Here is a 26,020-nt window from a genome sequence, read left to right as displayed (position 1 = left end):
GTTGCCCTTTCGGCGCGGCGCGGGGTGGAACCCCGCGCCGTCGGGTCTGGCTACTGCTTGTAGGAGTCCTGGATATCCTTCGGAGCGTCCTCGTGGTAGACCTGCTGCCAGGCTTCCAGGACGTTGGAGTGGTCAACCGGGAGGGCGCTCAGCGCCACATAGGCGGGCGCTTGCTTGCCGATGAGCGCACCTGCGGCCAGCCGGGCTTCCGTGACACCCTGGTCGAACGGCACCTGCGCTCCCAGGCCGACGACGAGTTCGTCCTTGGCCAAGGCGATGGCGACATTCTTGCCGAGGTCCTCCGTGGCGATCTTCAGGTCCGGACGGCCTGCGGCACGGGCTGCAGCCATGACACCCTCTGCCGGGACGTCCCACACCGCCCAGATGCCGGCGAGGTCAGGGTACTTGCTCAGCATGGCGTTCGCGGCAGCCTGGGCGTCCCCGGCGAAGTCCGGACCGGCGATGCCCTTTTCCTCGACGATCTGGATCTCCGGGTATTCCTTCGTGATCGTTTCCTTGAATCCGTCGTAGCGCTGCTTGGTCACGAAGAAGTCGGCCTGGTGGAAGACGAGCCCGATCTTGCCCTTGCCACCGAGCGCTTTGGCCATCTGGTGGGCGGAGACGACGCCGTTGCCGTAGTTGTCCGCGGAAACAACAGAGACGTAGTCCTTGCCGGCGGTCAGTCCCTGCGGGACGTTGTCCATGAAGACGAGCTTTGTACCGGCGTCGGCGGCTTTCTTGTACGCGGAGGCGGTGGCCACGGGGTCCGTGGGGATGGAAACGATGATGTCGGGGTCCTGGGTCATGACGGTTTCGATGTCCGAGACCTGCTTGTCCGGCTTGAAGTTCGCGTCGGTTGTGGCGATGACCTTGATGCCGAGCTTTTCGAATTCGCTCTTGAGACCGTTGACCTGGGCCGTGGCCCAGTCATTGCCGCCATAGTGCATCACGATTGCCGCTTTGGCGTTGAGTCCCTTGACCTTCCCGATCTCTTCGGGTGTCAGATCCGCGACGGACGCGGGCGAGGGCGCCTCGCCGTTGGGGCCCTTGCTCAGGACCTGCCCCTTGATCTTGTCGAGGGCCTGCTGGGCCTTTTCGGACACGCCGGCGTCGGGGGCGTTTGATGTGGCCGTTGTTGAACCGCTGCAGGAAGCGACGGAAAGTGACAGGGCTGCGGCCAGGGCCACGATGGGAAGCCTGCGGATCATCATTGTTCTCCAGTGCTTTGAGTGGATGGATGGGGTGGATGCCTGGGATGGATCAGGCGAGTGCTACGGCCAGGGCAGGGGGAACCGGCGAGAGGACGAGCCCGCCGGCGGCCGAGGCCGTGCGAAGGGCGGCGGCCTTGTCTGAAGCTTTCAGGAGCGCCTTTGCATGCTCTTTGTCGACGAAGAGACCCAGGGAACAGGGCCCGTGATGGGCTTGGACCCACCGCACCGCCTCGCCCGCGGCTTTGGCCATTTCCCCGCCGTTTTCGGCCAGCGGACCGTCAATGGTGGACACCGACGCGGGCGTGCCCGAGTTGTCGACGGAGACCACCAGGCTGGCCCAGAGGAGGTTGCCATCGAAGATTCCGACGACGGCTGAGGAACCGGCGGAGACGAAGGTGCGGACAGCGGCTGCGAGATCGTTAGGCGCTGTATCCTCCAGGAGCACTTCCAAATTTGCCCACTGGGCGTGGTCGACATTTCGAAGCCCGGTGCGGGGATCGAGCGCGAGTGCGTGGACGATGCTGTCAGCCATCCCGCTCCTTCCTCATTGAATGTGCCATCTCCGTAAGCGTTTACGAAATTACCGTGAACGTTTACGGAATCATCGTAAACGTTTACGGAGAGGGGTGTCAACCATCACATGCGGGAAGGTACCGGCCTGCGGAGAGTCGGGACGGACATAAGATTGAAAACGCACGGAACCCATTGGTTCGGTCCGGGAGGTGCAAGACAGGAGAGAACGTGGCAGGCACGGCGGTTCCCCGTGAGGCGAACGAGAAGCTACCGGATGCCCCGCTGCGCCGGAAGCCCACAATCAACGATGTGGCCCAGGCCGCCGGAGTCTCTTTCGGAACAGTCTCGCGGGTACTCAATGACGCGCCGGACGTGAGCGCGGCTACGCGCCAGCGGGTTCTGCAGGTCATCAAGGACATCGGGTACCGCCGGAACCGGGCAGCCACCGCGCTGGTCACCAGCCGGTCCACTTCCATCGGCATCCTCTCGGACGGCTCTCCGCGGTTCGGCCCGGTGGGGACGCTCATGGCCCTTGAGAACGTCGCCCGCAAGAAGGGCTACGCCACAACCGTCATCAGTGTCGAACAACCCGACGAAGAGTCCGTGCAGGCAGCCCTGGACACCCTGGACGATACCGGCGTGGGGGGAATCATTGTCATTGCGCCTCTGGTGGAGATGGCAGCGGCCGTCTGGAATGCGTCATTCCGGGTGCCGGTGGAGATGATCGCTGCCGGAGCATCATCGACTCCCAACGTCTTCACCTATTCGGAAAACCAGGAACTCGGGGCGCGGCTGGCCACCCAGCACCTTATCGACCTGGGCCACACGGATATCGCCCACCTCGCCGGCTCCATGGACTGGTTCGACGGACGGGTGCGCAAGCGCGGCTGGGAGGCGGCGCTCCGTGACGCCGGGCTCAAGCCCGGGCTGTGCCTGGAGGGTGACTGGAGCCCCCGGTGGGCCTACGAGACCGGGCTCCGGCTCGTCCGGGAAGACAAGGTCCCCCAGGCCATCTTCGCCGCCAGCGACCACACCGCCTTGGGGGTCATACGTGCCTTCGCCGAAAACGGCGTCCGCGTCCCGGAAGATGTCAGCATCGTAGGCTTCGACGATATTGAAGGATCGGACTACTTCCTGCCGCCCCTGACCACCGTGCGCCAGGACTTCAACGCCCTGGCGCTTATGAGCATGGAAGTGCTTCTTGGTGCGATGGAAGGACGGGACGTGGACCGTACGCCAATCGCACCGACCCTTGTTGTGCGTAACAGCTCCATCCGCGCTGCCTCCCACAGCCGAAATGTGCCGCCTCTACCCGCCTCATAACGCCGGTGCCGGCGCGGCGGAGGCGAGTGCCGCCGTCGTGCGTTCAGCACCTGCGCCGAAAGGGAAGGCGAGCAGCGTCTCCACCAGGTGCGGCGCGAAGTCCTCCTCCAGCGAGAGGACCACACGGCACCGCGCGTCCGTCACCGGCGGGTAGCCCGCGTACAGCCCGCGCAGGTCGCAGACGGTCTGGCCGCGGGACGGCCCGTCGGAGGTGTCGACGGCGGCCCGCACCACGGGTGCCAGGGCAGGCTTGACAGCCCCGACGGCGAGCGCCGCCGCCAGAGGATCGTGCATCGCGGAGCAGGGCCGGCCGTAGATGCCCTCGTAGAACCGGAAGTAATAGCCCAGCATCTCCCCCAGCGCCCGCGGCACCGGCGCGGAGGAGGCCAGCAGCGCCTGCCGGTGCGGCTCCTCCAGCACCGAGGCCATGGTCACGTCCAGCGGCACCAGGGTCACGTCCCAGTCCGCGGCCAGCACCAAAGCGGCGGCCTCGGGGTCGTGCCAGATGTTCGCCTCGGCCACGGGCGTGATGTTCCCCGGCGCCAGCGCGGCCCCGCCCATCACCGTCACGGACTCCACCAGGGAGGGCAGCGCGGGCTCCAGCCGCAGCGCCCCGGCGATGTTGGTCAGCGGGCCGATCGCCAGCACGCGCAGCGCGCCCGGATGGGAACGCGCCAGCCGGACCAGCATCTCCGCCGCGGACTCCGCGGCCAGCGGGGCACCGGAAGGCGCCAGGGAAACCTCCCCGATCCCGTTCTCCCCGTGCACCCACGGCGCCCCGCCGGCAAACGAGCCAACCAGCGGATCATGGGCGCCCAGAGCCACGGGGATGTGCGCGGCGCCGGCGAGCGCCAGCAGGTCAAGGGTGTTGCGGGCGCCGGCGGCGGCACTGACGTTGCCGCTGACGGTCCCGATGCCCACCACCTCGGCCGCGGGGGCGGCGAGGAGGTAGGCCAGGGCGAGGGCGTCGTCGATGCCGGTGTCGCAGTCCAGGTAAATAGGGGCAGTCACAATAGATTCCTTCGAATGGGATAAGGGGTCAGACGGTCTCGCCCTTGGGGGCGGCGACGAAGAGGCTGGTGATGAACGCGGCGGCGGTGATGCCCACCGAAATCCAGAGGGCAGTGGCGTACCCGGCGGCCGTGGCCTGGGCGGCGAACGGCGCCACGAGGACGACGCCGAGGCTCGCCCCGATGCCGAACGAGGCGCCGTTGATGCCGGGCAGCGCAGCCGGCGCCTCCTTGGGTGAGAGCAGCACCGAGAGCCCGTTGATGGCGGTGAGGAAGAAGCCGTTGTAGAAGATGCCCAGGGCCGCGACGGCGACCAGCACAGCCACCTGGCTGTCCGAAAACGCGGCCGCAACGACGGCGCAGGCGAGGCTCAGCCCCGTGCCAAACCGGAGGGTCCGGATCCAGCCCCGACGGTCGGCCAGCCAGCCGGCCAAAGGCGCGGCAAACACTCCAATCAAAGCGGCCGGGGTGAGGAACAGCAAAGCCGAGATGGAGGCACTGAGCCCGAAGCCGCCGTCGGGATCCTGGCTCAGCAGCACCACGGTGAAGTTGATGATGGCGAAGATGCCGGCCAGGGTGAGGACGGTGGTGGCGATGACCGGCCACACCTGGCGGGAGCGCAGGTGGTGGACGGCGATCAGCGGGTGGCTGCGGCGCTTCTCGATCATCCAGAACGCGGCGAAGGACGCCACGGTGCCTGCCAGCAGGGCCAGCGTGGACGGCGCGGTCCAGCCCGCGGCGGACCCGCCGGAGACGAAGTAGGTGGTGAACACCAGGAACAGCGAGAGGGACCCGGCGCCCCACCAGTCCATGGCGCCGCGCACGCCCTGCGGCCGGCCGGCCGGGACAATCCGGATGATGCAGCCGGCGGCGACGGCGGTGAGGACCAGGACGACGACGAAAATGGACCGGAAGCCGAGGGTCTCGGCCATGAGCCCGCCCACGTAGCCGTCCACGCCGCCCACTCCCCCGTTGATGGCGGCGATGATGCCCACGGAGGTGCCGAAGAGTTTCGCATGCAGGTTTTCGCTGAGCACGATGTAGGCGAGGGCGAAGACCGCGCTGGAGACGCCCTGCAGGAACCGGCCGGTGACCAGCAGTTCAAGCGTGGGGGCGGTGATGCAGAGGACGGTACCGGCGCCCATGATCCCCAGGACCAGGAGCAGGGCGGCGCGGCGGCCGATGAAGTCGCTCCAGCGGCCGATGACCGGCCCGGCGATGGCGCCGGCCAGGAAGAACATGGACTGGACGGGGGCGGCGCTGTCCGCGCCCTGGCCGAACTCGGCGGCGATCTGCGGCAGCGCCGGGGTGACCATGCTGGCGTTGAGCTGGAAGGACAGCACGCCCAGCAGCAGGGTGGAGATCAGCAGGGCGGCGCGGCGGCCGGCGGCTTTCGGCGGGTCCGCGGGATGTACGACGGCGGCGCCGCCCTGGGCGGGAGGCGCGGCTGCCGCGGGGGTTGGGGTGTTCACATCAAACTCCTTTGTTCGAGCAGAAGGGATCGTCTTTCATGGCGATTTCGAGTTGTTATACAACCATGTATGACTCACAAGTACAACCATGCGCTACACTTTTTCGAAACCCCCGCCGCTTCCGGCCCTCCCCCTGAGAGAGTTTTCCCATGAACACAACACGACCTGCCGTCACCGTGGTCGGCAGCATCAACCTGGACCTGATCGCCACCGCCGACCGCCTTCCGACGGCGGGCGAGACCATCGGCGGCGCCGTGCTCTCCGAGCAGCCCGGCGGCAAGGGCGCCAACCAGGCCGCGGCAGCGGCGCGGCTGGGCGGCAGCGCGCGCATGGTCGGCGCCGTGGGCAGTGACGCCCAGGGGCAGCGGATGCTGGACGCCCTGGCGGGTGCCGGCGTCGACACCGCCGGCGTGGCCGTCCTTCCGGGGGCCACCGGGACGGCGCTGATCGTGGTGGACCGCGACGGCGAAAACCAGATCGTGGTGTGCCCGGGCGCCAACTCGCACCTGTCGCTGGACGGGGTGGAGTTCGGCCCGGAGGAGACGGTGCTGTGCCAGCTGGAGGTGGGCCTGCCCGTGGTGCTGGAGGCCGCGCGGAAGACTCCCGGGTATTTCGTGCTGAACGCCGCTCCGGCCATGGACCTGCCGGCGGAACTGCTGGAGCGCTGCGACCTGGTAATCGTCAACGAGAGCGAATACACCCTGATCCCCGCCCTCGCCTCGGCCAAACTGGTGGCCGTGACCTACGGCGGGGACGGCTCGGCGATGTTCCAGCACGGCCGGAAGGTGGCCGAGGCTCCTTCCGTTGCGGTCACAGTGGCGAACACCGTGGGTGCCGGCGATGCGTTCTGCGCCGCCCTGGTCCTGGCGCTGCGCCAGGGGCTGGACCATGCGCGGGCGCTGGCCGTGGCGAACGCGGTGGGCGGGGATGCCGTGGGCGATCCTTCATCGCAGCCGGATTTGGCACGGCTGGGCCACTACGTGGAGCGGACTGCCGCAACCGGCGGCGCGCGGTGAGCGTCGCACTCCGGCGGGCGGCGCCGTCGGACTTCCCGGAGGTCCGGCGCATTACGCGCGACGCCTACCTCCGGGCCGGGCATTTCGCCGCGGACCACCCGTACATGGGTGTGCTGGAGGATGTGGAGCACCGCGCCCAGCATGCGCAGGTTTGGGTGGCGGAGGCTGCGGGCCGGGTGGTGGCGGCGGTGACGCTGACGTTCGCCGGCCAGCCGTACAGCGAGATCGCCGCCGACGGGGAGCTGGAGTTCCGGATGCTGGCGGTGGACCCGGCGCACCAGGGCGGCGGCGTGGGCCGCGCCGTGGTCCGCGGGATCGTGGAGCACGCCCGGCAGCTGCCCGGCATCGGGGCGATCAGCATCACGAGCGCCACGTTTATGGAACGCGCGCACGCTCTCTACGAGTCGCTTGGCTTCCGGCGGGCGCCCGAGCGCGACTGGTACGTGCCGGGCGAGGACGTGCTGCTGTGGGTGTTCACGCTCCAACTCGTGGAGGCAACGGTCCCTCTTCGGGAGATCCAGCGCTCCCCCTAACTGCAGCCGGCCGGAGTGACTGCGCCGAATGTTGTGTCCATCACTTTGTTGTGGGTGCGCAAATTGCGCAACTATTCTAGCGTGATTCGCGCACGCATGTCATGATGAATGTATCCCGCCACAGCGCGGGCCCAGCCGAGGACGAGAGGAGCAACGTGGCTTCCGTATTTGTGCAGGCCGACGATTTCTCCGGCGCCGCCGAGGTTGGCTCCTGCTTTGTGCAGCACGGGCTGAGTGTGCAGGTCCTAGTGGGCACTCACACTATTCCGGTAACGCACGACGGCGGCACCTCCTTCCCGGAGCCTGTCACCGACGTGGTGGTCACCGATACGCACTCCCGCGGACTTGCTGAATCTGCTGCCGAGGCTATGGTCAAGGAAGCCTTTGCCAGCCCCGAGGCTGCTGGTGCGCAGGTGATGTTCAAGAAAGTGGACTCCCTGTGGCGCGGCAACGTCCGTGCCGAAGTAGCCGCGCTGGCCGGCCTTGGTTTCCATGCCGTTGTCGCGGGGGCACTCCCCCAGCTGCAGCGGTCCGTAGTTGACGGCCGGCCTTTGGTTGCCGGGACTCCCCTGGCGGAGACGGATCTGTGGCAGGCCGAACATTCAGCCCCGCCAGCGGATATCCCCTCGCTGCTGCGCCCGGAGGACCCGTCATCGGTGCAGACCCTGCCCCTCGCTGAGGTGCGGTCCGGTTCACTGGCTGCCACACTGGCCCCGCTGATGGATTCGGACCAGCCCTCGCTGGTGGTGGCCGACTGCGACACCGTCCAGGACCTGGAGTCCGTGGTGGACGCCTTGCTCGAGCTGGGCTTCCAGACCGGCGGCCGCCGCATTGTGCTGGTGGGAACCGGCGGAACGGCTGACGCCCTCGCACAGCGTCTCGCAACCCAAGCTGCGCGAAATGCGCAACCCAGGGCACAGGCTGACACAGCCACCACTCAACCGCAGGCAGCCGCCAGGCCGGTGCTCGCCGTCGTCGGCTCCGCTTCCGGAACCGCGCAGGCGCAGCTGGCCCGGCTGGAAGCCCACGGCTTCACGGTGGTTCGGCTGCACCCACAGTACGCCGGAGCCGTCGGGGCCTATGCTTCCCAACTGGCCCAGGTTTCAGCGGATTTGCGGGCAGGCCACCGCGTAGCCATCACACTTGCTACTTCAAAAGTGGACCCGTCCGGGTCAGCCCGCATCGTGCAGGCCCTGTCAAAGTTCGCAGCCGCGGCTGCCAAGGCAACACCAACAGACCTGATCCTCACCGGCGGCGAGACGGCCAGGGAAGTCCTGGACGCCGTGGGTCTCCACCGGCTGGTACCGCTCGCGGCCGTGCAGCACGGCGTCGTGCTCAGCAGGGCGGACGACGGAACGCTGGTGGGCACCAAGCCCGGCAGCTTCGGCGACCACCTGGCCCTCCTACAGCTTTACGACGAAATCCGGGAGCGCCGCGGCCGGTCCGCGCAGGCTCCCGCCACCACCCTTCCCAGCAAGACTTCCAAACGACCTGGAGCAGACATGACAACCGCCGCAGTGAGCAGCACCGAGCAGAACGCCCTCCCCAACGTGGCCGTGACCATGGGCGACGGGGCCGGAGTGGGGCCGGAGGTGGTGGTTGCCGCCGTGCTGGATCCGCAGAGCAATGCCGAGTGCCGGCCCGTGGTGATCGGCGACGCGCTGCGCCTGCGCCAGGCCGCGGACGTCCTGGGTATCCAGGCGGACATCCAGAGCATTGAGGACGTGGAGGACGCGGTGTTCACGCCGGGCCGGGTGAACGTGATCGACCTCGCGCTGCTGCCGGAGGACCTTCCGTGGGGGCAGCTCTCCCCCGTGGCCGGACACGCCGCGTACGAATACATCCGGATGGCCAGCGAGCTGGCGATGGCCGGGAAGGTGCAGGCGATCTGCACGGCGCCGCTGAACAAGGAGGCGCTGCACGCAGCCGGCCATATCTTCCCCGGGCACACCGAGCTGCTGGCTCACCTGACGGGCACGGAGGAGGTGTCCATGATGCTCTCCACGCCCAAGATCCGGGTGATCCACGTGACCACGCACATCGGGCTGATGGACGCCATCCGCAAGATCAACCCGGACCTGGTGGAGCGCACCATCCGCCGCGGCCACGAGGCACTGGTCCGGGCGGGCATCCCGAACCCGAAGATCGGCGTGTGCGCCATCAACCCGCACGCCGGCGAGAACGGCCTGTTCGGGCAGGGCGAGGAAGCGGAGAAGATCGAGCCGGGTGTGAAGGCGGCGCAGGTGGACGGGATCAACGCGGTGGGCCCGCTGCCCGCGGACACGCTGTTCTTCCTGGCCGGCCGCGGCGATTACGACCTGGTGGTGGCCATGTACCACGACCAGGGGCACGGGCCGGTGAAGGTGCTGGGCATCGAGGCCGGCGTGAACATCACCGTGGGCCTGCCGGTGATCCGCACGTCTGTGGACCACGGCACCGCGTTCGACATTGCCGGCAAGGCGATCGCGGATTCGCGGTCCATGGTGGAGGCGCTGCACCAGGCGGCGGCGATGGCCACCCGGCCTGCTGTGGCCGTGTAGGCGGTGCTGCGGGGAGTTTCAGGCGGGCGGAAATAGCATGGGTACCACTGCCACGGGAAGGAGACCGGGAATGCTGAGCGCAAACGCGCGGCGCGAGGAGATCTACCACCTTGCCGTGACCACCGGCCTGGCCTCCGTGGAGGAACTCTCCGCCCGGTTCGAGGTGACGGCCTCCACCATCCGCCGGGACCTGGCGCTGCTGAACGGGCAGGGCCGGCTGGCCCGCACCTACGGCGGCGCCATGGCCCTGGGCGCGCACCCCGAGGCGTCGCTGCGGCAGCGCACCGGCGAGGCGTTCGAGCAGAAGCACGCCATCGCCCGGTGGGCGGCGGCCGTGATCCGGCCCGGTGAGAACATCCTGCTCGACGCCGGCTCCACCGTGGGTGCCCTGGCCCACGAGCTGCGCGGGTTCGAGAAGCTGTCCGTGACCACCCCGGGCATCAACACCCTGCAGGAACTGGCCGATTCCGAGGGCATCGAGGTGGACTGCCTGGGCGGCCGGCTCCGCAGCGTTTCGCAAAGTTTTGTGGGGCCGCTGGCCGAGGCGTCGCTGGAGCGGATGAGCTTTGACCGGGTGTTCCTGGGCGCCGACGCCGTCACCGCCGAGGACGGCATCTGCGAAGCCGACCACGCCCAGACCCGGCTCAAGGAGCTCATGGCCAGGCGCGGCCGCGAAGTCTACGTCCTGGCGGACTCTTCAAAGCTCGGGCTCCGGCCCTTCCATGCGTGGGCGCGGCTGGCTTTGCCCTGGACCCTGGTGACGGACGACGGCGCCGACCCCGGGCAGGTGCAGAAGTTCCGGGAGGCGGGGGTGCAGGTTGAGGTGGCTGAGGTCCGGGTTCGACGGCCCAACTAAGTAGCGCTAAGTGTCGTTATCAGGAGTCATAACGACACTTAGCGCTACTTAGTTGGGTGGAACCGATTACAGCGGGGCGGCCTGGCTGCTGTCATACCCCAGCGCACGGCTGGCTTCCATTCCCGCCCGCGCAACCACGGGCCCCAGCCGCTCGACGTCCGCAGGCCCGATCCGCTGGGTCGGGAATCCCAGGCCGATGGCGCAGGCGAGCCGCCCGGCGTGGTCGAAGACGGGCGCGCTGATGGAACCCACGTCCTCGTTCCGTTCCCCGAACGCCGCATAGAACCCCTGCTCCTTCGCCACCGCCGCCTGCTGCCGCAGCAGCTCCAGGGAAGCCGGCGTGTCGGGGGTAAAGCGGTCCAGGCCATGCTCGTCCAGGGCGCCCCAGGCTTCGGGGTCGAACGCCAGGAAAATCTTCCCCGGGGCTCCGGCATGCAGCGGCATCACCATACCCACCATGAACGGGCGCATCACCACGTGCCGGGTTTCGGCCACGGCAATGATGGTCCGGAACGCGCCGTCCCGGACGTACAGGCACGCCGTTTCGCCGGTCTCATCGCGCAGCTGCTGGAGGACCGGCTTCACCAGGCGGACCACGTCCAGCCCGAACGTCCCGGGGGTAGCCCAGCGGACCAGCCCGATGCCGATCCGGTAACGGTCGCCCTCGCGGTCCAGGAAGCCCTCCCGCAGCATGTTCTGCACCAGGCGCTGGCAGGTGCTGGACGGCAATCCGGTCTTCCGGATGATCTGCTGCAGCGTGGGCTCCGGCTCCTGCACCGAAAAACAATCCAGGATCTCCGCCACCTTGTGCAGGACCAGCAGGGGTGAGGCCCCGGCACCCGCTTCCGTTGCCACTGTCTTCAAATTTCCCTTCAGTACTTTTCCTCGAACAGCCTCCAGCTTAGTGAGCAGGAAGCAGGACCTGGGATGTGACCCGTTTGACATTAGTCGCAAGCAACCCACATCATGGGATCAGAACCCACTCTATGGGTTGTTTGCAAAACCCCCATCACAACGACGTGGAGAAGCCATGAGCACCCCCGACATCACCTGCGAAACCGCTCCCGAGCCCAAGCGCCCCGGGACCAGCCGGGTGGGACTGATCGTCCCCAGCTCCAACACCACCATGGAGACCGAACTGCCTGAACTGTTCCGGCGCCAGGCCGAAGCGACCGGCCACAAGTACACGTTCCACTCGGCCCGCGCCGGCATGAAGAAGGTCACCCGGGAAGAGCTGCTGGCCATGGTGGGCAAGGCGGCCGGCTGCGCCGAAGCAGTCTCCGACGCCGACGTGGACGTCATCGCCTACGCCTGCCTCGTTGCCGTCATGGCCCAGGGCCCCGAAGCCCACGAGGGCTCGGAGAAAGTCATCGCAGATGCCGCCGCCGGCAACGGGCACCCAGCCCCGGTCACCAGCAGCGCCGGCGCCCTGGTGCGCACCCTGCAGGAAATCGGTGCCGGCAAGGTGGCCATGATTACCCCCTACATGAAGCCGCTCACCAAGATGGTGGTGGACTACATCGAAGGCTCCGGCATCACGGTGCTGGACGCCATCAGCCTCGAGGTGGCGGACAACCTTGAGGTCGGCTGCCTTGACCCGCAGAACCTGCCCGCGCTTGCCCGCAGCCTGCAGCGCGAAGGCGCGGACGCCGTCGTACTCTCCGCCTGTGTCCAGATGCCGTCGCTGGCTGCGGTCCAGGCCGTGGAGGACGAGCTCGGACTGCCGGTCATCACGGCGGCCACGGCCACCACGTACGAGATCCTCAAGGCTCTCGGCCACCGGCCCGCCATCACCGGAGCCGGCAGCCTGCTGTCCGGCGCCGGCGTCCTCACCCCGGCGAACTCCTAGGCGGCCGGCACCATGTCTCTTTCAATCATCGCGTTCCTTGTCCTGGTGGCGGCCTTCGCCATCGGTTCCTTCACCAAGATCAATGCCGGCCTGCTGGCCACCGTTGCCGCGTTCGGCGTCGGTACCCTCCTTGCAGGCATGTCCATCAAGGACGTCATCGGCCAGTTCCCCGCCGGGCTCTTCTTCATCCTGGTAGGCGCCACCCTGCTCTTCGCCATTGTTCGGATCAACGGCACCATCGACCTGCTGGCCTACTGGGCTGAACGGCTCGCCGGCGACCGGAAGATCCTGGTCCCCATCCTGATGTTCCTGCTGACGGCCGCCCTGGCTTCGGCCGGCGCTTTCACTCCGGCCGCCATCGCCATCGTGGCCCCGGTGGGCCTGGCGCTGGGCATGCGGTTCGGCATCAGCACCCTGGCCATGGGACTGGTCATCGTCCAGGGCGCCAATGCCGGCGCCTTCTCCCCGGTCAACCCCTTCGGCGTTCTGGCCAACAAGATGCTGGACGGCGCCGGAGCCTCAGACGGTTCCTTCAAGCTCTACGCCTACTGCTTCGTCTTCAATGCCATCCTGGCCGCCATCGCCTACGTCCTGGTCCAGGCCATCATGAAGCGCCGCATGGCCAAGGCGGAGGCGCGCCTCCAGGCCGGTGAGACCGGCGGTGCAAAGCACGACGGCGGCGCTGCCGCTCCCGCCGTCAGCAGCGCTTCAGCTCCCTCCGGGTCCGGAACGGCTGTGCTCACCGCCCCGGCGCGCACTTCTGTGGCCGCCGGAACCAAGACCCGCCCCGAGAAGGTGGCCGCAACACCCATGCGCATCCTCACCCTGGTGGGCATCGCCTCGCTGCTGGTGCTCACCACTGTCCTGGGCATTGACGTCGGCGTCGCTTCGCTGGTCATAGCCGCAGTGCTGATCGTCCTGGACTCGAACGTGCAGAAGCCGGCAGTGGAGAGCATGCCGTGGTCTGCGATCATCCTGGTGACCGGCATTGTCACGTACGTGGGCATGCTCGAAAAGATGGGTGCGCTGAAGGAACTGCAGGAAGGCATCGCCGGCCTGGGCAACAGCTCCCTGGCCGCCCTGATCACCAGCTATGTGGTGGCCATCGTCTCGGCCTTCGCCTCAACCACCGGCACCCTGGGCGTCATCAGCCCGGTGGTCGCACCCATCGCCATGGATCCGTTGCTGACGCCCATCGGGGTAGTGACGGCCATCGCCATCAGCTCCTCGGTGGTCGACGTGAGCCCGATGTCCACCAGCGGCGCCCTGCTGATGGCGAGCGCACAGCCCAAGGACGAGCGGATGTTCTTCCGGGCGCTGCTGCTCTGGGCCATCGCGATGATCGGCGTGGTGCCGCTCCTCGTGTGGTTCGTGTTCGTCCAGTTGGGCCTCGGCTGATCACCGTCCATCTGAAAGGGAAGGGATGTCCTGCGTGGCAGGGCATCCCTTCCCCCGGACGGGTCCATTTGGTTGCATGTTGCATGCAACAGCGGTAGCTTGTACCGATGCAGATCCTCACGAAGGCTGTTTCCAGGTCCCCGCCCCACTCTCCGGGCGAATTACGTCCAGTTGAGAAGCGAATCGACGTCCACCATGGAACTGCCCCGCTCGTGCGCTTCGCGCAGGACAAGCATCCGGGCCGTATTGATTATGTGGCGTCGCATGGCCTCCCCGGCTTTCTCGGCTTCTCCGTCCATGAACGCCTGGTAGATGTCCCTGTGGTCCTCAAAGGCTTCCATGGAGGAACGCGATCTGGGGACTGTTTCAACCCCTGTGAGCAGGACGACGTTGCGTAGGTCCTCCAGGATCTTCACCGCCCGGTGGTTGCCGGTGGTAGTCAGCAGCGCCAAGTGGAAGTCGCGGTCGGCCCGTAACGTAGCAGCAGGGTCGCCGGTTTCAGCAATTTGCCCAAAGGCCTCGAACGCCTCCTTGACCCTTTGGACATCGGCGTCCGTGCGAACTGCGGCTGCTTGCCGGGCTACCGGCACCTCGAGCATGAGTCGGACCTGGAATCCGTCGATGAGGTCTTCCAAGGTTGTGGATCGAACCCGAATCCCTCGATTGCGTTCCACTGCAACAAGGCCCGTCTTCGCCAATTGCTGCACTGCCTCCCGGATCGGCGTTCTGGAAACACCCAGCCATTCGCCCAGTTGGGTCGCGGAGTAGAGCTCCCCCGGCTTCAATTCGCCGGCCAATATCGCAGTTCGAAGTCTTGAGATGGCCTGATCTGTCAGATTGTCTGCACGTTCAAGGTTGTCCACGAGCACATTCTCGCACGGACAACTTTCCACCCAGCGATAAGGATTTCCATGCCCGCGAACCCATTGCGCTGTGCCGTCGTCGGCGGTGGCATCATCGGTGTCGCCGTGGCCCGGGAGCTGATAAACCAGCTCGAAGGTGCGTCAGTTACCGTCTACGAGAAGGAGGAGAAACTCGCTTCCCACCAGACGGGCCACAACTCCGGAGTGGTGCACGCCGGCCTCTACTACGAACCCGGCGGCTTGAAGGCCACGCTGTGCCGCCGGGGAGTCGAGCTGCTGAAGGAATACTGCGCCGCCAAGAAGCTCCCCTACGATCAGTGCGGAAAGCTGGTCATCGCCCAGACGGCCGAAGAACGCCGGCGGCTTGACGACATTTTCGTCCGGGCACAAGCCAACGGTGTGCCCGGAGCCAGGATGCTGGGCGGTGACGAGATCAAGGAAGTGGAGCCGAATGCTGTCGGGGTGGCGGCACTGCACTCGCCTGAAACGGCCATCGTTGACTATGCCGCCGTCACCAACGCCCTTGCCGACGACGTCCGCCAGGCAGGCGGGCAGATCCGGCTGGGACAGGAAGTCAGCTCCCTGGAGCAGCAGGGGCAGGGCGTCGTGGTCCACACGAGGGACGGAGCTGAGCACTACGACCTTGCGGTGGCCTGCACCGGACTACAATCCGACCGGCTGGCCGCGTCCACCGGGGAACTCTCCACCCCGTGCATCGTGCCGTTCTTCGGTCAGTATTTTCTCCTCGGCCCGGAGGCACGCAACCAGGTCAAGGGACTGATCTATCCGGTTCCTGATGCCCGGCATCCTTTTCTCGGTGTGCACCTCACCAAGCGCATCGACGGCGAAATGATGCTGGGCCCCAACGCGTTCATCTCGTTCGGACGGGAATCGTACTCCTGGAAGGACGTCAATGTGCGTGACGTCCTGGATTACGCGCTGTTCCCCGGTTTTTGGAACTTCGCCCGCAAAAACCTGCCGTCGGCCGCGCGTGAGTTCCAGACGGTCATCAGCAAGCGCAAGTTCATCGCCGAGGCGACGCGTTTCGTCCCGTCGCTCGAGGGAGCATCCATTGTGCCCGGCACGCGGGGTGTCCGCGCCCAGGCAATGAACGCTGACGGGTCCCTCGTGGATGACTTCGTGATTGCCCGCCGCCAGGACCTGACCCTGGTACGCAACGCGCCCTCCCCCGGCGCCACCTCCTCGCTGGCCATCGCCGAATACATCGTCAACCAGGCCCTTGAAGGGCGGGACGGCGCCCACTAACCGGAAGCGCCTCCTCATCGGAAGGCCGAAATTCCCGTGATGTGGTTGCCCAGAATCAGCGTGTGCACCTCGTCCGTACCCTCGTAGGTGCGCACGCTCTCGAGGTTGTTGGCGTGGCGCAGCGGGGAATAGTCAAGGGTGATACCGTTCCCGCCAAGCATGGCCCGGGCATCGCGGCAGATCTTGATCGCCTCGCGGCAGTTGTTCAGCTTGCCCACGGAGATCTGATGCGGCTGGAGCACTCCGGCGTCCTTCAGCCGGCCCAACTGCAAGGCCAGGAGCGTGCCCTTGTTGATCTCCAGTGCCATGTTGACGAGTTTTTCCTGGGTCAGCTGGTAGCCAGCGAGCGGCTTGCCGAACTGCATGCGCTGCTGCGAGTAGTCCAGGGCCGTCAGGTAGCTGTCACGCGCCGCCCCCATGGCGCCCCAGATAATGCCATAGCGGGCCTCGTTGAGGCACTCGAACGGGCCGCGGAGGCCCTTGGCGTTGGGCAGCATAGCGCTGGCTGGCAGCCGAATATCTGTCAGTTCGATGTCGCACTGGATAGACGCGCGCATGGAGAGTTTCTGCTGGATGGGGGTGGCCTTGAAGCCGTGGGTGTCGGTCGGGACGACGAAACCACGGACGCCGTCGTCGGTCATGGCCCAGATGATGGCCACCTGCGCCACCGAGGCGAGCCCGATCCAGCGCTTGGAGCCGTTGAGGATCCAGTCGTCGCCGTCGCGCTTGGCGAAAGTCAGCATGTTTCCGGGGTCGGACCCGGCGGAAGGCTCGGTGAGTCCGAAGCAGCCGATAGCGGTTCCGGCGGCCATCCGCGGAAGCCACTCCTGCTTCTGCTCTTCCGATCCGTGCTTGGCAATGGCGCTCATGGCCAGCGAACCCTGGACGCTGACAAACGTCCGCAGACCCGAGTCGCCGGCCTCCAGTTCCATGGCGGCCAGGCCGTACTCCACCGAGGTCCGGCCCGGGCACCCGTAGCCCTTGATGTGCATGCCGAGAAGGCCGAGTTCCGCCATCTGCGGGACTATGTCCAGCGGAAACTCCGCGCGCTCGTACCAGTCGGCGATGTTTGGTTTGATGGCCGTGTCCACGAATCCGCGGACTTTCTCCCGCACGGCGACTTCCTCATCCGTGAGCAGTGTGTCAATGCCGATGAGGTCTGAAGTGTCAGTCATGGTTCTACTTTCCGGTGGGGTGGGTTTGGAGGGCTGCCCGGCGGTTCCGCTCCGGGAAGCTCGCACCGCTGTGTTCGCCGAGCAGCGGCGGCAGCCGCCGGTAGGTGGCAGGTGTTTCCGAAAGCTGGATCGGGTTGGCCACCTGGCGGGAGGTGCGGGGGCTGGACCCGTCCGCAATTTCCACCACGGGTTCCAGCCCCAGGTCGGCGGCCAACTGGATCGCTTCCACGATGGAGTTGACCTTGCCGGCGGGTACGCCCGCTTCGCTGAGCAGGCCTGACCATTCAACCGCTGGCTTTTTCCGGAGCTGCTCCTCAAGCAGCGCCTTCAGCGCGACCCGGTGGGCCACCCTGTTCGAGTTCCCACGGAATCTGCTGTCGTCGGCCAACTCGGGAACGCCGAGCACCCGCGCCAGGGCGGCAAACTGCTTGTCCGTTCCGACCGCCAGGGCGAGCGGCCCGTCCGCGGTCTGCAGCGTCTCGTACGGCGCAATGCTGGGATGGGCGTTGCCCATTCGTTGCGGGGATTCGCCGGTGGCCAGGGTGCTGGAGGCCTGGTTGACGAGGCCGGCAAGCAGCGAGGAGAGAAGGTTGACTTCCACCCGCTGTCCCCTGCCGGTCTGGTCCCGGCTCCGCAGCGCAGCCAGGATGCCCACCACCGCGTTTTGGCCTGTCACCACATCCACCAGCGCCACCCCTACCTTGCTCGGTTCCGACTCCGGGGATCCGGTGACGCTCATCAGTCCCCCCACGGCCTGGACCAGGAGGTCGTATCCGGGCAGGTGCGCGCCGCCCTTGCTGCCGAATCCGGTGATGGAGCAGTAGACCAGGTCCGGGCGCACCGCCCGGAGGGTGTCATAGTCCAGGCCGAAGCGCTGCATGACGCCGGGTCGGAAGTTCTCGACGACGACGTCGGCGGCCAGCGCTATGTCCAGCGCCTGCGCGAGCCCTGCCTGGCTGCGCAGGTCGCACACCACCGAGCGTTTGTTCCGGTTGACGCTGGAGAAGTACGTGCCCGCGCCGTGTTCGTCCACGGGCGGCACCCAGGCCCGGGTGTCGTCACCGCCCGGGCTCTCCACCTTGATCACATCGGCGCCAAAGTCAGCGAGCATCATGGTGGCAAAGGGTCCGGCGAGGACTCGGGAGAAGTCCGCCACCTTGATCCCTTTCAGGGGTGCGGCGGCGGGAGGGGATTGGGGGAAAGATTGAGTGCTGCTCAACGAGCGTCAGCCTCCTTATGTTGTGGTTCTGCAGGCTCAGTTGGAGGCGGTCACGGGATTGCTGAGGGTTCCGAGCCCCGACACGCGGCATTCGGCGACGTCCCCGGGTTCGATATGCACGGCTCCGGGGGTTCCGGTGGAGATGATGTCTCCGGGGAAGAGTGGCATGACCTTGCTGTGGAAACTGATCAGGTAGGCCGGGTCGTAGCGCATGTGCGACACCGTGTTGCTGCGGCGCACCTCCCCATTGACCACGGTGGATACCGTGACCTCGGCCAGGGAACCGGCGGCCTCTTCCACCTCGGCGAGGGGCACGATCCGGGGGCCGAAGGAGAAGAACCCCGGAAAGTTCTTGGAGCGCGTGAGGAACCGCGGATTGCGCTGCAGGATGTCTTCCGCGGTCTGGTCCAGGACCGGTACGACGCCGGCGAGATAGGACAGTGCATCCTCCGGTTCGACATTGCGGCAGTACCGGCCGATCACGACGGCGATCTCCGCTTCGGTGGTGGTGCGCTGGCTCTGCTCCGGGATCGGAATGTTCTCGTCCGGGCCGATGACCGTATGGTCCCCCTTGATGAACGAGGCCGGCTCGTCGGGCACGGCTTCGGTCAGGTCGGAGGCGTGCTCCACGTAGTTCAGCCCGATCCCCCACAGCATGCGGGGGTGACGGTACGGCGCGCCAAAGGTGACGTGCTCCGGGTCGCGGAAGACGGCGTCGTCCGCGTTGGCCGCGGCCGTTTCCAGCTCCCCGAGCAGGTCTCCGGTGAGGACGTCGAGGATGTCGCCGGTAAAGCCCGGGAGCAGGTCGCGGACCAGGGCGGCTCCGCGCTGCGGGTGGACTACGGCCGCCTCTTCGCGGGCCTGCCGGGGGTTGGCCCCGTCGGGGGTGGATCCGTCGCGGATGGCGCACAGATGAAGGACGCGGGAAGTCATGGAATTGTTCTTTCGGTTAGTAGGAACGGACAAGTCCGCCGTCGCAGCGGATCTGTTCCCCGGTCACGTAGGATGCCGGTCCGCTCGCGAGGAAGGTCACCACTGCGGCAAACTCGTCGGGCGTGCCGTACCGGCCGGCGGGGATCGTTGCCTCCGAGACCGCCCTCGCTTCCTCCGGCGTGCGGCCGGTGCGTTTGGCAGCCGCTGCGTCCAGTGAGCCAACGCGGTCGGTATCGATGCGGCCGGGGAGCACCATGTTGACGGTCACGCCGTCCTTTGCCACCTCCGCCGCCAGGGTCTTCAGGTACCCGGCGAGCCCGGCCCGTCCGACGTTGGACAACGCCAGGTTGGGCAGCGGCTGCTGCACCCCGCTCGAACCCACTGCCACCACGCGCCCCCACCCGCGCTCCCGCATGCCCGGAAGCACCAGGTTGATGAGTCGAATGTGTTGCAGAAGCAACTGGTGCACAGCCTCAAGGGCCTGTTCAGCGGAGACGTCCGCAGCACCGCCGGGAGGCGGTCCGCCGCTGTTGAGGATGAGCACATCGATGGGGCCAAAGGCCTCCGCCGCTGCCTCCACCAGGGCTGACGGGGCGCCGTCGTCCGTAAGGTCAATGCCGATGCCGACGGCGGAATCCAGCCGGGCAGCTTCCGCCCGGACCAGGTCCCCGCGCCGCGCGGCCAACACAACGTTTGCCCCTTCCCCCGCCAACGCGCGGGCGACGGCGAGGCCGATGCCTGAGCTTGCGCCCGGAACCAGGACGTTTTTTCCTTTCAAACCGGTCTCCATCAGGAAGTCACCACCCGGATGGCGTCGAGGTGGGCATCGATCAGATCAGCCAGTTCCTGCGGCAGCTTCGGCGCGGGGGGCCTCACGATGGATTCGGCGATGATGCCGCGCCGGCGCAGCACTTCCTTGCGCAGGGCCAGCCCGACGCCGGGCTGGGCCTCGAAGTTCACCAGGGGAAGCCACGGGGCGAAGGCCTCGCGGGCGGCGCGGAAGCCGCCGTCGGCCCATGCGCTCAACGCGGCCTGGAGACCCTCGGGATGCGAGAATCCGGTCATGGCACCGGCAGCTCCGGCGGCCAGTTCATCCAGCAGTCCCACTCCCCCGAGTCCGCCATACACGGGAACGGACGTGGCGCGCGTCAGCCTGGCAATGGCGGAGGCCGTAGGCGGCGCCTCCGACTTCACGGCCACGATGAACGGGCACTGCGCGAGGACCTCAAGGATCTGCGATGCGCTGATGTTCACGCCGGACGCCACGGGATAGTCCTGCAGCACGATTCCCGCGCCCGTGGCGCGGTGCACGGCGGTCAGGTGGGCTGCCAGCACTTCCGGATCGGAGCTGCTGGCCTGCACCATAAGTGCCGCAAGGCTGCTGCCCGCCGCCTGAACCGCGGTTCGGGCTTGCTCCAGCGCGACGGCCGTTGACCGGGCTGAGAGGCCCACCACCAGGGGCGCCCCCTTGGCCTCCTCGGCGACGGTGCGCACAATCAGGGCCTGCTCCCCGGCATCGAGGGATGCCCCCTCGCCGAAGACGCCAAGCACCACCATTCCGGTTGCCGGTATCGCGGTGTAAAGCTGCACTTCGCGGCGCAGGGAGTGGGTGTCCACGGCGAAATTGGTTCCGCTGAACGGTGTGGCCAGAACGCCCCAGAGCCCGGGAGCGAGGTGCTGGATCGGTGTGGTCATAGTGGTGCCTTGTCCTTTCGGCCAGTGACCATGTCTGTGCGGTGTTTCCGAAGCCCGAGGATATGTACCAGGACGCCCACGGCGATGATGGCTGCCCCGATGCCGATGTAGAGGGGCTCCATGACCAGCATTGGCAGTGACCCGGCGCCCAGCAGGACCCGTTCGGGCCAGCGGGCCGGTCCGATCAGCCAGGCCCCGGTTGCCACGGCGAGGGAGGCCACAGCCAAGAGCGACACGGTGAACGCCAGTGCAATCGTCCCCGGACCACCCTGCAGGAGCAGCCCGACGCCGTCGTCAGACAGCACAAAGATGAACGGAACCAGGAACGCCGACAGTGTGTACCGCCAGGTCAGCCACATCGTCTTGATGGGTTTGCCGCCGGTAATGGCCGACGCCGCGAAGGGCGAGAGTGCAGTGGGCGGGGACACCTCGCTAAGCACCGAGTAGTAGAAGATGAACATGGCGGCCGCGAAGGCTGGAACGCCGACATCCTGCAGCGCCGGTCCGATAATCACCCACGAGATGATGAAGCTTGCCGTCACCGGCACCGCAAGTCCCAGGAGGGTTACGGAGATTGCGGAGAAGATGGCGGTCAGGAGCAGGCTGCCGCCGGCAAAGTCCACGATGATGTTCGCGAGCTTAAGGCCCAGGCCGGTGAGGGTCATGATTCCGACGATGAGGCCTGCGGCCGCCATCACCGGGATCACGGACAGGGCGCCCATGGCACCGGTGGCGAGCGCGTCCCAGATGCGCTTGGGCGTCAGCCAGGACTGGCGGTCCAGGAAACTGAGCACGAATGCGAGACCGGTGGCGAACACCACGGCCCGGAAAGGTGTCATGCCCATGGCCATGAACACCACGATCGCAACAAGGGAACTGAAGTGGTATCCGAACCGCAGCAGCAGTTTGCCCACCCGCTTGACCTCCAAATCCACCGCCCGGGTCTTGAACCGCCGGGCGTCCATTTCGATGGCGAGGATGATGCCAAAGTAGTAGAGGACCGTGGGAATGGTGGCCCAGATGAGCACCTGGAGGTATGAGACTCCAAGCAGCGCGGCGATGATGAAGGCTGCGGCACCGAGCGTGGGCGGGGACATGATGGCGCCGATGCCGGCAGCAGCCAGGATGGCGCCGCCGTATTCCTTCGGGTAGCCGGCCTTGCGCAGCAGCGGCCAGGAGATGCCGCCCAGGGTCACGGTGGTGGCGACGCCGGAACCCGACACGGTGCCCAGCAGGAAGCCGGCAAGCGTCACGGTCCGGCCGGGGCCCGACTTCGACTGTCCGAAGGCGGAGAACGAGAGATCGATAAAGAATTTCGTGGCGCCCGAGGCGCCCAGAACGGCGCCGTAGATGGTGAAAAGAATAATGTATGACGCCGCGACGTCGGTGGGGACCCCGAACAGGCCTTGCGTCCCCATGACGTTGTGGCCAACAAGGCGGATCCAGTTGAAGGAGGCGGTGTTGAAAGGGGCAGGGACGAAGGACCCGAACGCCGCGTACGCGAAGAAGCAGATCACCACCACCGGGACGAGGATGCCCACCGTCCGGCGGGATGCCTCCAGGGTGACCAGGATCGCGATGACGCCCATGATCAGGTCAAGGTAGGTGGGTGTGATCGCGCGGCGGAAAAAGCCGTCCCAGTCCGAGATGATGTAGGCGAACGGAACTACCGCGACTGCGGCGAGCAGCCAGTCGAGTATGTGGGGGTTGTCAGAGCGTCCGGACGCCTTGGCCGCAGGGGAACGGCCCCACCCGCGGTAGACCAGGAACGTCAGGGGCAGCCCGATCATCAGGAACGCGGGCAGGTAGAACTGGGTGGGCATGGGGTTGAAGACCCAGTACAGGCTGAACAGGGACAGTGCCGCACCGATGGCGTGTATCACAGTGCCGGGTATCCCGTTCAGATGGCGGGCAGGCTTCTCCGCCTCGTACTCCGCGATCAGCGCCTCTTCATCAATCACCCCTTCCTTGTCCTGAGGGCCGGCTTCCTTGTCCCGGGGGCCGGCGACATCCTCCTCCGCATCCCTCCGCACGGAGTGCCGCGGGGGCTCGGGCGCCTTGCGTGCCTCAACGGCGCCGTTGCCGTAAGGATTGTCGGTCATGGGGTCTCCTTGAGGGATAGCACAACGAACGGGTCGCTGTCTTCGACTAACTTCCATAGTTCAAGCGGCGGGGCGCCCGGGACGTACACCGTGCGGTGGCCCAGATCCGTTGCTGCGAGTGACAGCCGGCTAAACTCCGCCGGGTGCGCCGGATCAGGGTCGGCCACCCATTCCCGGCGGTCGCCGCCCCCGGCCGCCGACGGCGGTCCGGGAACGGCGTAATACTCTTCAAGCACCGCCAGCTGGTCGGCGGCCAGCTGCGTCAGGCGGTAGCTTCCGCCGTCGTGGACGGTGTACCGCTCTTCAGCGGCGGTGCCGTAGAGGGAGTTGCGGTAGCTCACCGCGAACGTGTCCCCGGCAAGGGGAATGCTGGCCAGCACGCCGCCGTCCTTGCTGATCACGATGGCACGGGCACGGTGGGGTTCCACCGGCCCGCCGGCCACGGCTATTCCGCCTGCGCCCAGCATGCCGAGGCAGACGAGTCCGACGACGGCGGCGGCTGGCTTAGGCACGGGGTGCTAGCTTCCGGCCTTGTCGAAGTAGGCCTTCGCACCTGGGCAGGTCTCCACGAAGGGAACTGTCCCTGCTGTGGCCTTATCCATTTCGCCGGCTGCGGGATGGACCTTGACCAGCGCCTCTTTGTTGTCAAAGAGGGCGGTGGTGATGTCCTGCTGCAACTTCTGATCCATCTTCTTGCTCGCCACCAGGATGTTCGGCGAGGCGATCGCCGGGACGGCCTCGGTCTGGCCTTCATAGGTGTTGGCAGGGATGTCCTTCTTCACGTAGTAGGCCCCGTATTTCTGCGCGAGCGGGTCCGCGTACTCACCGATCGGAAGCAGCTTCATGTCGCCGTCGCCGGCCAGGTCAATCAGCGCGCCGGTGGGCAGCCCTCCGGACCAGAATCCGGCGTCGATCGTTCCGTCGCGCAGGGCGGCGACGGTCTCCGCCGCTCCGAGCTGGCGGCGCTGGATGCCGGAGGTCGGATCAATTCCGGCGGCCTCGAGGACGCGCAGCGCCCCAACCTCGGTAGCGGAGCTTGGTGCGCCGACCGAGATGACCTTGCCCGCCATGTCCTTGACGTTCTTGATCCCCTTGTCGTTAACGGTGACGGCCTGCATGAAGTTGTTGTAGATGTTGCCCAGAGAGCAAAGCTCCAGGGGTTTTCCCTTGAATTCACCCTCGCCCTTGACGGCATCGGACACCACATCACCCACGGAGAAGGCGAGCTGGGCGGAGCCGTTATCGAGCAGCAGCATGTTGTCCACGGAAGCGTTCGTTTCCTGCACAGTGGCGTCATAGCCCTTGACGTTGTCCCGGATCACGGTGGCGAAGCCGCCGCCCAGCGGATAGTAGACCCCGCCGGTGCCGCCCGTGGCGATGGACAACGTGCCGCCCTCGCCGGCCGCACCACCGCCTCCACCCCCGCCGCCGCTGGGAGCGGGGCTGCCGCAGGCGGTCAGGAAAATTGCCGGTACAAGCGCTGCTGCCGCCCAGAGGCGGTGCACGCGTCTCCGGGCCGGAGTTGTCATTGCGGTCATGGTTGTTCTCCCTGGGTAGTGATGATGGTGTTGGCTGAATGAAGGTGGGCCGGTCTTGTGCGCGGTTCTCCGGTGGCCGCTGGCGGAACGGGAACATCGCCGGCGGCGAGGATGCCTGCCAGCAGGCGGTAGTAGCCCACCAGCACCGAAAGCTCCGTGATGCCGCTGTGTCCGAAGTGTTCGAGGGCCGCCGCATGGACGTCCTCGCCGACGGCGGTGCCCCGCAGCAGGGCAAGCGCCAGGCCCAGCGCCGCGCCTTCGTCCGCCGACAGCGTGTCCGGGGATTCGCCGTCGTGCAGCTTTTGCAGTTCGGTGGCGTTGACGCCCACAGTCGTGGCGACCCGGCTGTGCGCGTACCATTCGTAGGCGGATTCCAGTTCCGCGGCGACGGCGCAGATGACCAGCTCCCGTGTGCGGTCCGGCAGTGATCCGCCGAAGCGCAGGACGGCGCCCAAGGCCTGCACCGCGCTTCCGATGGCGGGCGAGTACAACAGCGCGTTGAAGGGGCCGGTAAGGCAGCCGCCTTCGTCGACGATGGAAAATGGCCCATTTCCCCTCGGCGGGCCTGCGATGGCGACGTACAAGTCGCGCTGCTGGTCCGAGAGTTCAGGCGGGGCGAGGAGGGGAAAGCGGCCGCCCCGGGGTGCGGCGGGGCTGACTTCCTCGTGGACCGATTTAGACAAGGGTCCTTCCCCCGTCCACGTACAGGACGTGACCGGTGACGAACGCCGCCTGGCGGGACGCCAAATAGACAACAGGACCGGTAAGGTCGTGGACCGTTCCGAGCCGTCCGGCAGGGACCATCGAGGTATAGTGGCGGCGCACTCCGGGTTGGTCCAGATGCGCCTTGGTAAGTTCCGTGTCCACGTAGCCTGGGGCGATGGCGTTTACCGTGACTCCGCTGGAGGCCCATTCGCGGGCCATGACCCGGACCAGTTGGTTGATGCCGCCCTTGCTGGCTGCGTAGGGACCGTGGTCGGGGTGCGCCAGGATACTTGAGACCGATGAGCAGTAGATCTGGCGCCCGAAGCCGGCCTGGACCATGACGCGGCCGGCTGCACGGCCCAGCTTGAAGGCGCTGGTGAGGTTGATCTCGAGGATGCGGCTCCAGTCCTCATCCTCAGTGTCGAGGATCGGGGTCCGACGGTTGATGCCGACGGAGTGCACCAGAACGTCCAGTCCGCCGAGCCGTTCCCGGGCCGCGGCGACGGCGTCCTCGCAGCCGGCCGTGGAAGTGAGGTCAACCTGTTCGGTTACGACGCCCTCACCAAGCGCAGCCAGCCGGGCCTGGTCACGGTCAACCGCGAGCACGTTCGCCCCGGCTGCCATGAATTCCTCGATGCAGGCGCTCCCGATTCCGCCGGCGCCTGCCACCAGAACGCGGGCACCGTTCAATCCGAGCCAGTCATTCACGGACGCCACGATGTTTCGCTGGCCGGCTGTGCCACGGCTGCGTTGAAGTCCGCATCATTGCGGAGGGTTCGGGAGACCATTCGTATATTGTATCC

At 66.9% G+C, this 26,020-nt stretch carries 24 protein-coding genes; 8 read left to right on the top strand and 16 right to left on the bottom strand.

Annotated features, from left to right (window positions below; translation table 11 throughout):
* Window positions 1–50: 50 nt before the first annotated feature.
* Complete coding sequence (locus SMD14_RS05495; protein ID WP_321215625.1) at window positions 51–1,211, bottom strand: substrate-binding domain-containing protein; 1,161 nt, start codon at window positions 1,209–1,211, stop codon at window positions 51–53.
* Between the two features lie 49 nt (window positions 1,212–1,260).
* On the bottom strand, window positions 1,261–1,743 hold the full coding sequence (locus tag SMD14_RS05490) for a hypothetical protein (RefSeq protein ID WP_321215624.1): 483 nt from the start codon (window positions 1,741–1,743) through the stop codon (window positions 1,261–1,263).
* Between the two features lie 209 nt (window positions 1,744–1,952).
* Here SMD14_RS05490 and SMD14_RS05485 point away from each other — a divergent pair, with 209 nt between their 5' ends.
* Window positions 1,953–3,047: a LacI family DNA-binding transcriptional regulator gene (locus SMD14_RS05485; protein ID WP_321215623.1), complete on the top strand. Its 1,095-nt coding sequence runs from the start codon at window positions 1,953–1,955 to the stop codon at window positions 3,045–3,047.
* Here the strand turns inward: SMD14_RS05485 and SMD14_RS05480 are convergent.
* Together SMD14_RS05480 and SMD14_RS05475 are read right to left on the bottom strand one after the other, a co-directional pair.
* Window positions 3,042–4,058, bottom strand: coding sequence for a nucleoside hydrolase (locus tag SMD14_RS05480; RefSeq protein WP_321215622.1), 1,017 nt, complete (start codon window positions 4,056–4,058; stop codon window positions 3,042–3,044). The genes SMD14_RS05485 and SMD14_RS05480 overlap by 6 nt on opposite strands.
* Before the next feature lie 28 nt (window positions 4,059–4,086).
* Window positions 4,087–5,529, bottom strand: coding sequence for an MFS transporter (locus SMD14_RS05475; protein ID WP_321215621.1), 1,443 nt, complete (start codon window positions 5,527–5,529; stop codon window positions 4,087–4,089).
* 149 nt (window positions 5,530–5,678) lie between these two features.
* Between SMD14_RS05475 and SMD14_RS05470 the strand changes: the two genes are divergently transcribed.
* The 4 genes from SMD14_RS05470 to SMD14_RS05455 all read left to right on the top strand — a co-directional run bounded on the left by SMD14_RS05470 (window position 5,679) and on the right by SMD14_RS05455 (window position 10,474).
* Window positions 5,679–6,545, top strand: coding sequence for a ribokinase (locus tag SMD14_RS05470; protein WP_321215620.1), 867 nt, complete (start codon window positions 5,679–5,681; stop codon window positions 6,543–6,545).
* A complete protein-coding gene (locus tag SMD14_RS05465) occupies window positions 6,542–7,078 on the top strand; it encodes a GNAT family N-acetyltransferase (RefSeq protein ID WP_321215619.1) in 537 nt (178 codons plus the stop codon). The genes SMD14_RS05470 and SMD14_RS05465 overlap by 4 nt, the downstream gene beginning before the upstream one ends.
* A gap of 155 nt (window positions 7,079–7,233) precedes the next feature.
* Window positions 7,234–9,618: a 4-hydroxythreonine-4-phosphate dehydrogenase PdxA gene (gene pdxA / locus SMD14_RS05460; protein WP_321215618.1), complete on the top strand. Its 2,385-nt coding sequence runs from the start codon at window positions 7,234–7,236 to the stop codon at window positions 9,616–9,618.
* A 70-nt stretch (window positions 9,619–9,688) separates the two neighbouring features.
* Complete coding sequence (locus tag SMD14_RS05455; RefSeq protein ID WP_321215617.1) at window positions 9,689–10,474, top strand: DeoR/GlpR family DNA-binding transcription regulator; 786 nt, start codon at window positions 9,689–9,691, stop codon at window positions 10,472–10,474.
* Between the two features lie 66 nt (window positions 10,475–10,540).
* Here SMD14_RS05455 and SMD14_RS05450 read toward each other — a convergent pair whose 3' ends face one another.
* Window positions 10,541–11,329 (bottom strand): IclR family transcriptional regulator, encoded by a 789-nt coding sequence (locus tag SMD14_RS05450; protein WP_321215616.1) that lies wholly within the window; start codon window positions 11,327–11,329, stop codon window positions 10,541–10,543.
* 175 nt (window positions 11,330–11,504) lie between these two features.
* Here SMD14_RS05450 and SMD14_RS05445 point away from each other — a divergent pair, with 175 nt between their 5' ends.
* Window positions 11,505–12,323, top strand: coding sequence for an Asp/Glu racemase (locus SMD14_RS05445; RefSeq protein WP_321215615.1), 819 nt, complete (start codon window positions 11,505–11,507; stop codon window positions 12,321–12,323).
* Window positions 12,324–12,335: 12 nt separating this feature from the next.
* Entirely contained in the window at window positions 12,336–13,721 is a 1,386-nt protein-coding gene (locus SMD14_RS05440) for an SLC13 family permease (protein WP_321215614.1), read from the top strand.
* A 161-nt stretch (window positions 13,722–13,882) separates the two neighbouring features.
* Here SMD14_RS05440 and SMD14_RS05435 read toward each other — a convergent pair whose 3' ends face one another.
* Window positions 13,883–14,584, bottom strand: coding sequence for a GntR family transcriptional regulator (locus SMD14_RS05435; protein WP_321215613.1), 702 nt, complete (start codon window positions 14,582–14,584; stop codon window positions 13,883–13,885).
* Window positions 14,585–14,632: 48 nt separating this feature from the next.
* Here SMD14_RS05435 and lhgO point away from each other — a divergent pair, with 48 nt between their 5' ends.
* On the top strand, window positions 14,633–15,850 hold the full coding sequence (lhgO, locus tag SMD14_RS05430) for an L-2-hydroxyglutarate oxidase (RefSeq protein ID WP_321215612.1): 1,218 nt from the start codon (window positions 14,633–14,635) through the stop codon (window positions 15,848–15,850).
* 14 nt (window positions 15,851–15,864) lie between these two features.
* On the opposite strand, the gene SMD14_RS05425 is transcribed toward lhgO, so the two are convergent.
* The 10 genes from SMD14_RS05425 to SMD14_RS05380 are packed head-to-tail and all read right to left on the bottom strand — an operon-like array spanning window position 15,865 to window position 25,934.
* Window positions 15,865–17,025 (bottom strand): acyl-CoA dehydrogenase family protein, encoded by a 1,161-nt coding sequence (locus SMD14_RS05425; RefSeq protein WP_321215611.1) that lies wholly within the window; start codon window positions 17,023–17,025, stop codon window positions 15,865–15,867.
* A gap of 4 nt (window positions 17,026–17,029) precedes the next feature.
* The gene (locus SMD14_RS05420; RefSeq protein ID WP_409339709.1) at window positions 17,030–18,244 is read right to left on the bottom strand and encodes a CaiB/BaiF CoA transferase family protein; all 1,215 of its coding nucleotides are present in this window, start codon (window positions 18,242–18,244) and stop codon (window positions 17,030–17,032) included.
* Between the two features lie 36 nt (window positions 18,245–18,280).
* The gene (locus tag SMD14_RS05415; RefSeq protein ID WP_321215610.1) at window positions 18,281–19,177 is read right to left on the bottom strand and encodes a fumarylacetoacetate hydrolase family protein; all 897 of its coding nucleotides are present in this window, start codon (window positions 19,175–19,177) and stop codon (window positions 18,281–18,283) included.
* A 16-nt stretch (window positions 19,178–19,193) separates the two neighbouring features.
* Complete coding sequence (locus SMD14_RS05410; RefSeq protein ID WP_321215609.1) at window positions 19,194–19,955, bottom strand: SDR family oxidoreductase; 762 nt, start codon at window positions 19,953–19,955, stop codon at window positions 19,194–19,196.
* Window positions 19,956–19,966: 11 nt separating this feature from the next.
* Window positions 19,967–20,872, bottom strand: a complete 906-nt coding sequence (locus tag SMD14_RS05405) for a dihydrodipicolinate synthase family protein (RefSeq protein ID WP_321215608.1) — start codon at window positions 20,870–20,872, stop codon at window positions 19,967–19,969.
* The gene (locus SMD14_RS05400; protein ID WP_321215607.1) at window positions 20,869–22,974 is read right to left on the bottom strand and encodes a TRAP transporter fused permease subunit; all 2,106 of its coding nucleotides are present in this window, start codon (window positions 22,972–22,974) and stop codon (window positions 20,869–20,871) included. The genes SMD14_RS05405 and SMD14_RS05400 overlap by 4 nt, the downstream gene beginning before the upstream one ends.
* Window positions 22,971–23,486, bottom strand: a complete 516-nt coding sequence (locus SMD14_RS05395; RefSeq protein WP_321215606.1) for a hypothetical protein — start codon at window positions 23,484–23,486, stop codon at window positions 22,971–22,973. The genes SMD14_RS05400 and SMD14_RS05395 overlap by 4 nt, the downstream gene beginning before the upstream one ends.
* 6 nt (window positions 23,487–23,492) lie before the next feature.
* Entirely contained in the window at window positions 23,493–24,512 is a 1,020-nt protein-coding gene (locus SMD14_RS05390; protein ID WP_321215605.1) for a TAXI family TRAP transporter solute-binding subunit, read from the bottom strand.
* Window positions 24,509–25,195 (bottom strand): carboxymuconolactone decarboxylase family protein, encoded by a 687-nt coding sequence (locus tag SMD14_RS05385; RefSeq protein WP_321215604.1) that lies wholly within the window; start codon window positions 25,193–25,195, stop codon window positions 24,509–24,511. Before SMD14_RS05385 ends, SMD14_RS05390 begins: the two co-directional genes overlap by 4 nt.
* Window positions 25,188–25,934 (bottom strand): SDR family oxidoreductase, encoded by a 747-nt coding sequence (locus SMD14_RS05380; protein WP_321215603.1) that lies wholly within the window; start codon window positions 25,932–25,934, stop codon window positions 25,188–25,190. Before SMD14_RS05380 ends, SMD14_RS05385 begins: the two co-directional genes overlap by 8 nt.
* Window positions 25,935–26,020: the final 86 nt, after the last annotated feature.

This window comes from Pseudarthrobacter oxydans, assembly GCF_034258515.1.
Classification (GTDB): Bacteria; Actinomycetota; Actinomycetes; order Actinomycetales; family Micrococcaceae; genus Arthrobacter.
Note: the sequence above shows the minus strand (reverse complement) of the source record. Positions and strands in the feature narration are given on the sequence as shown.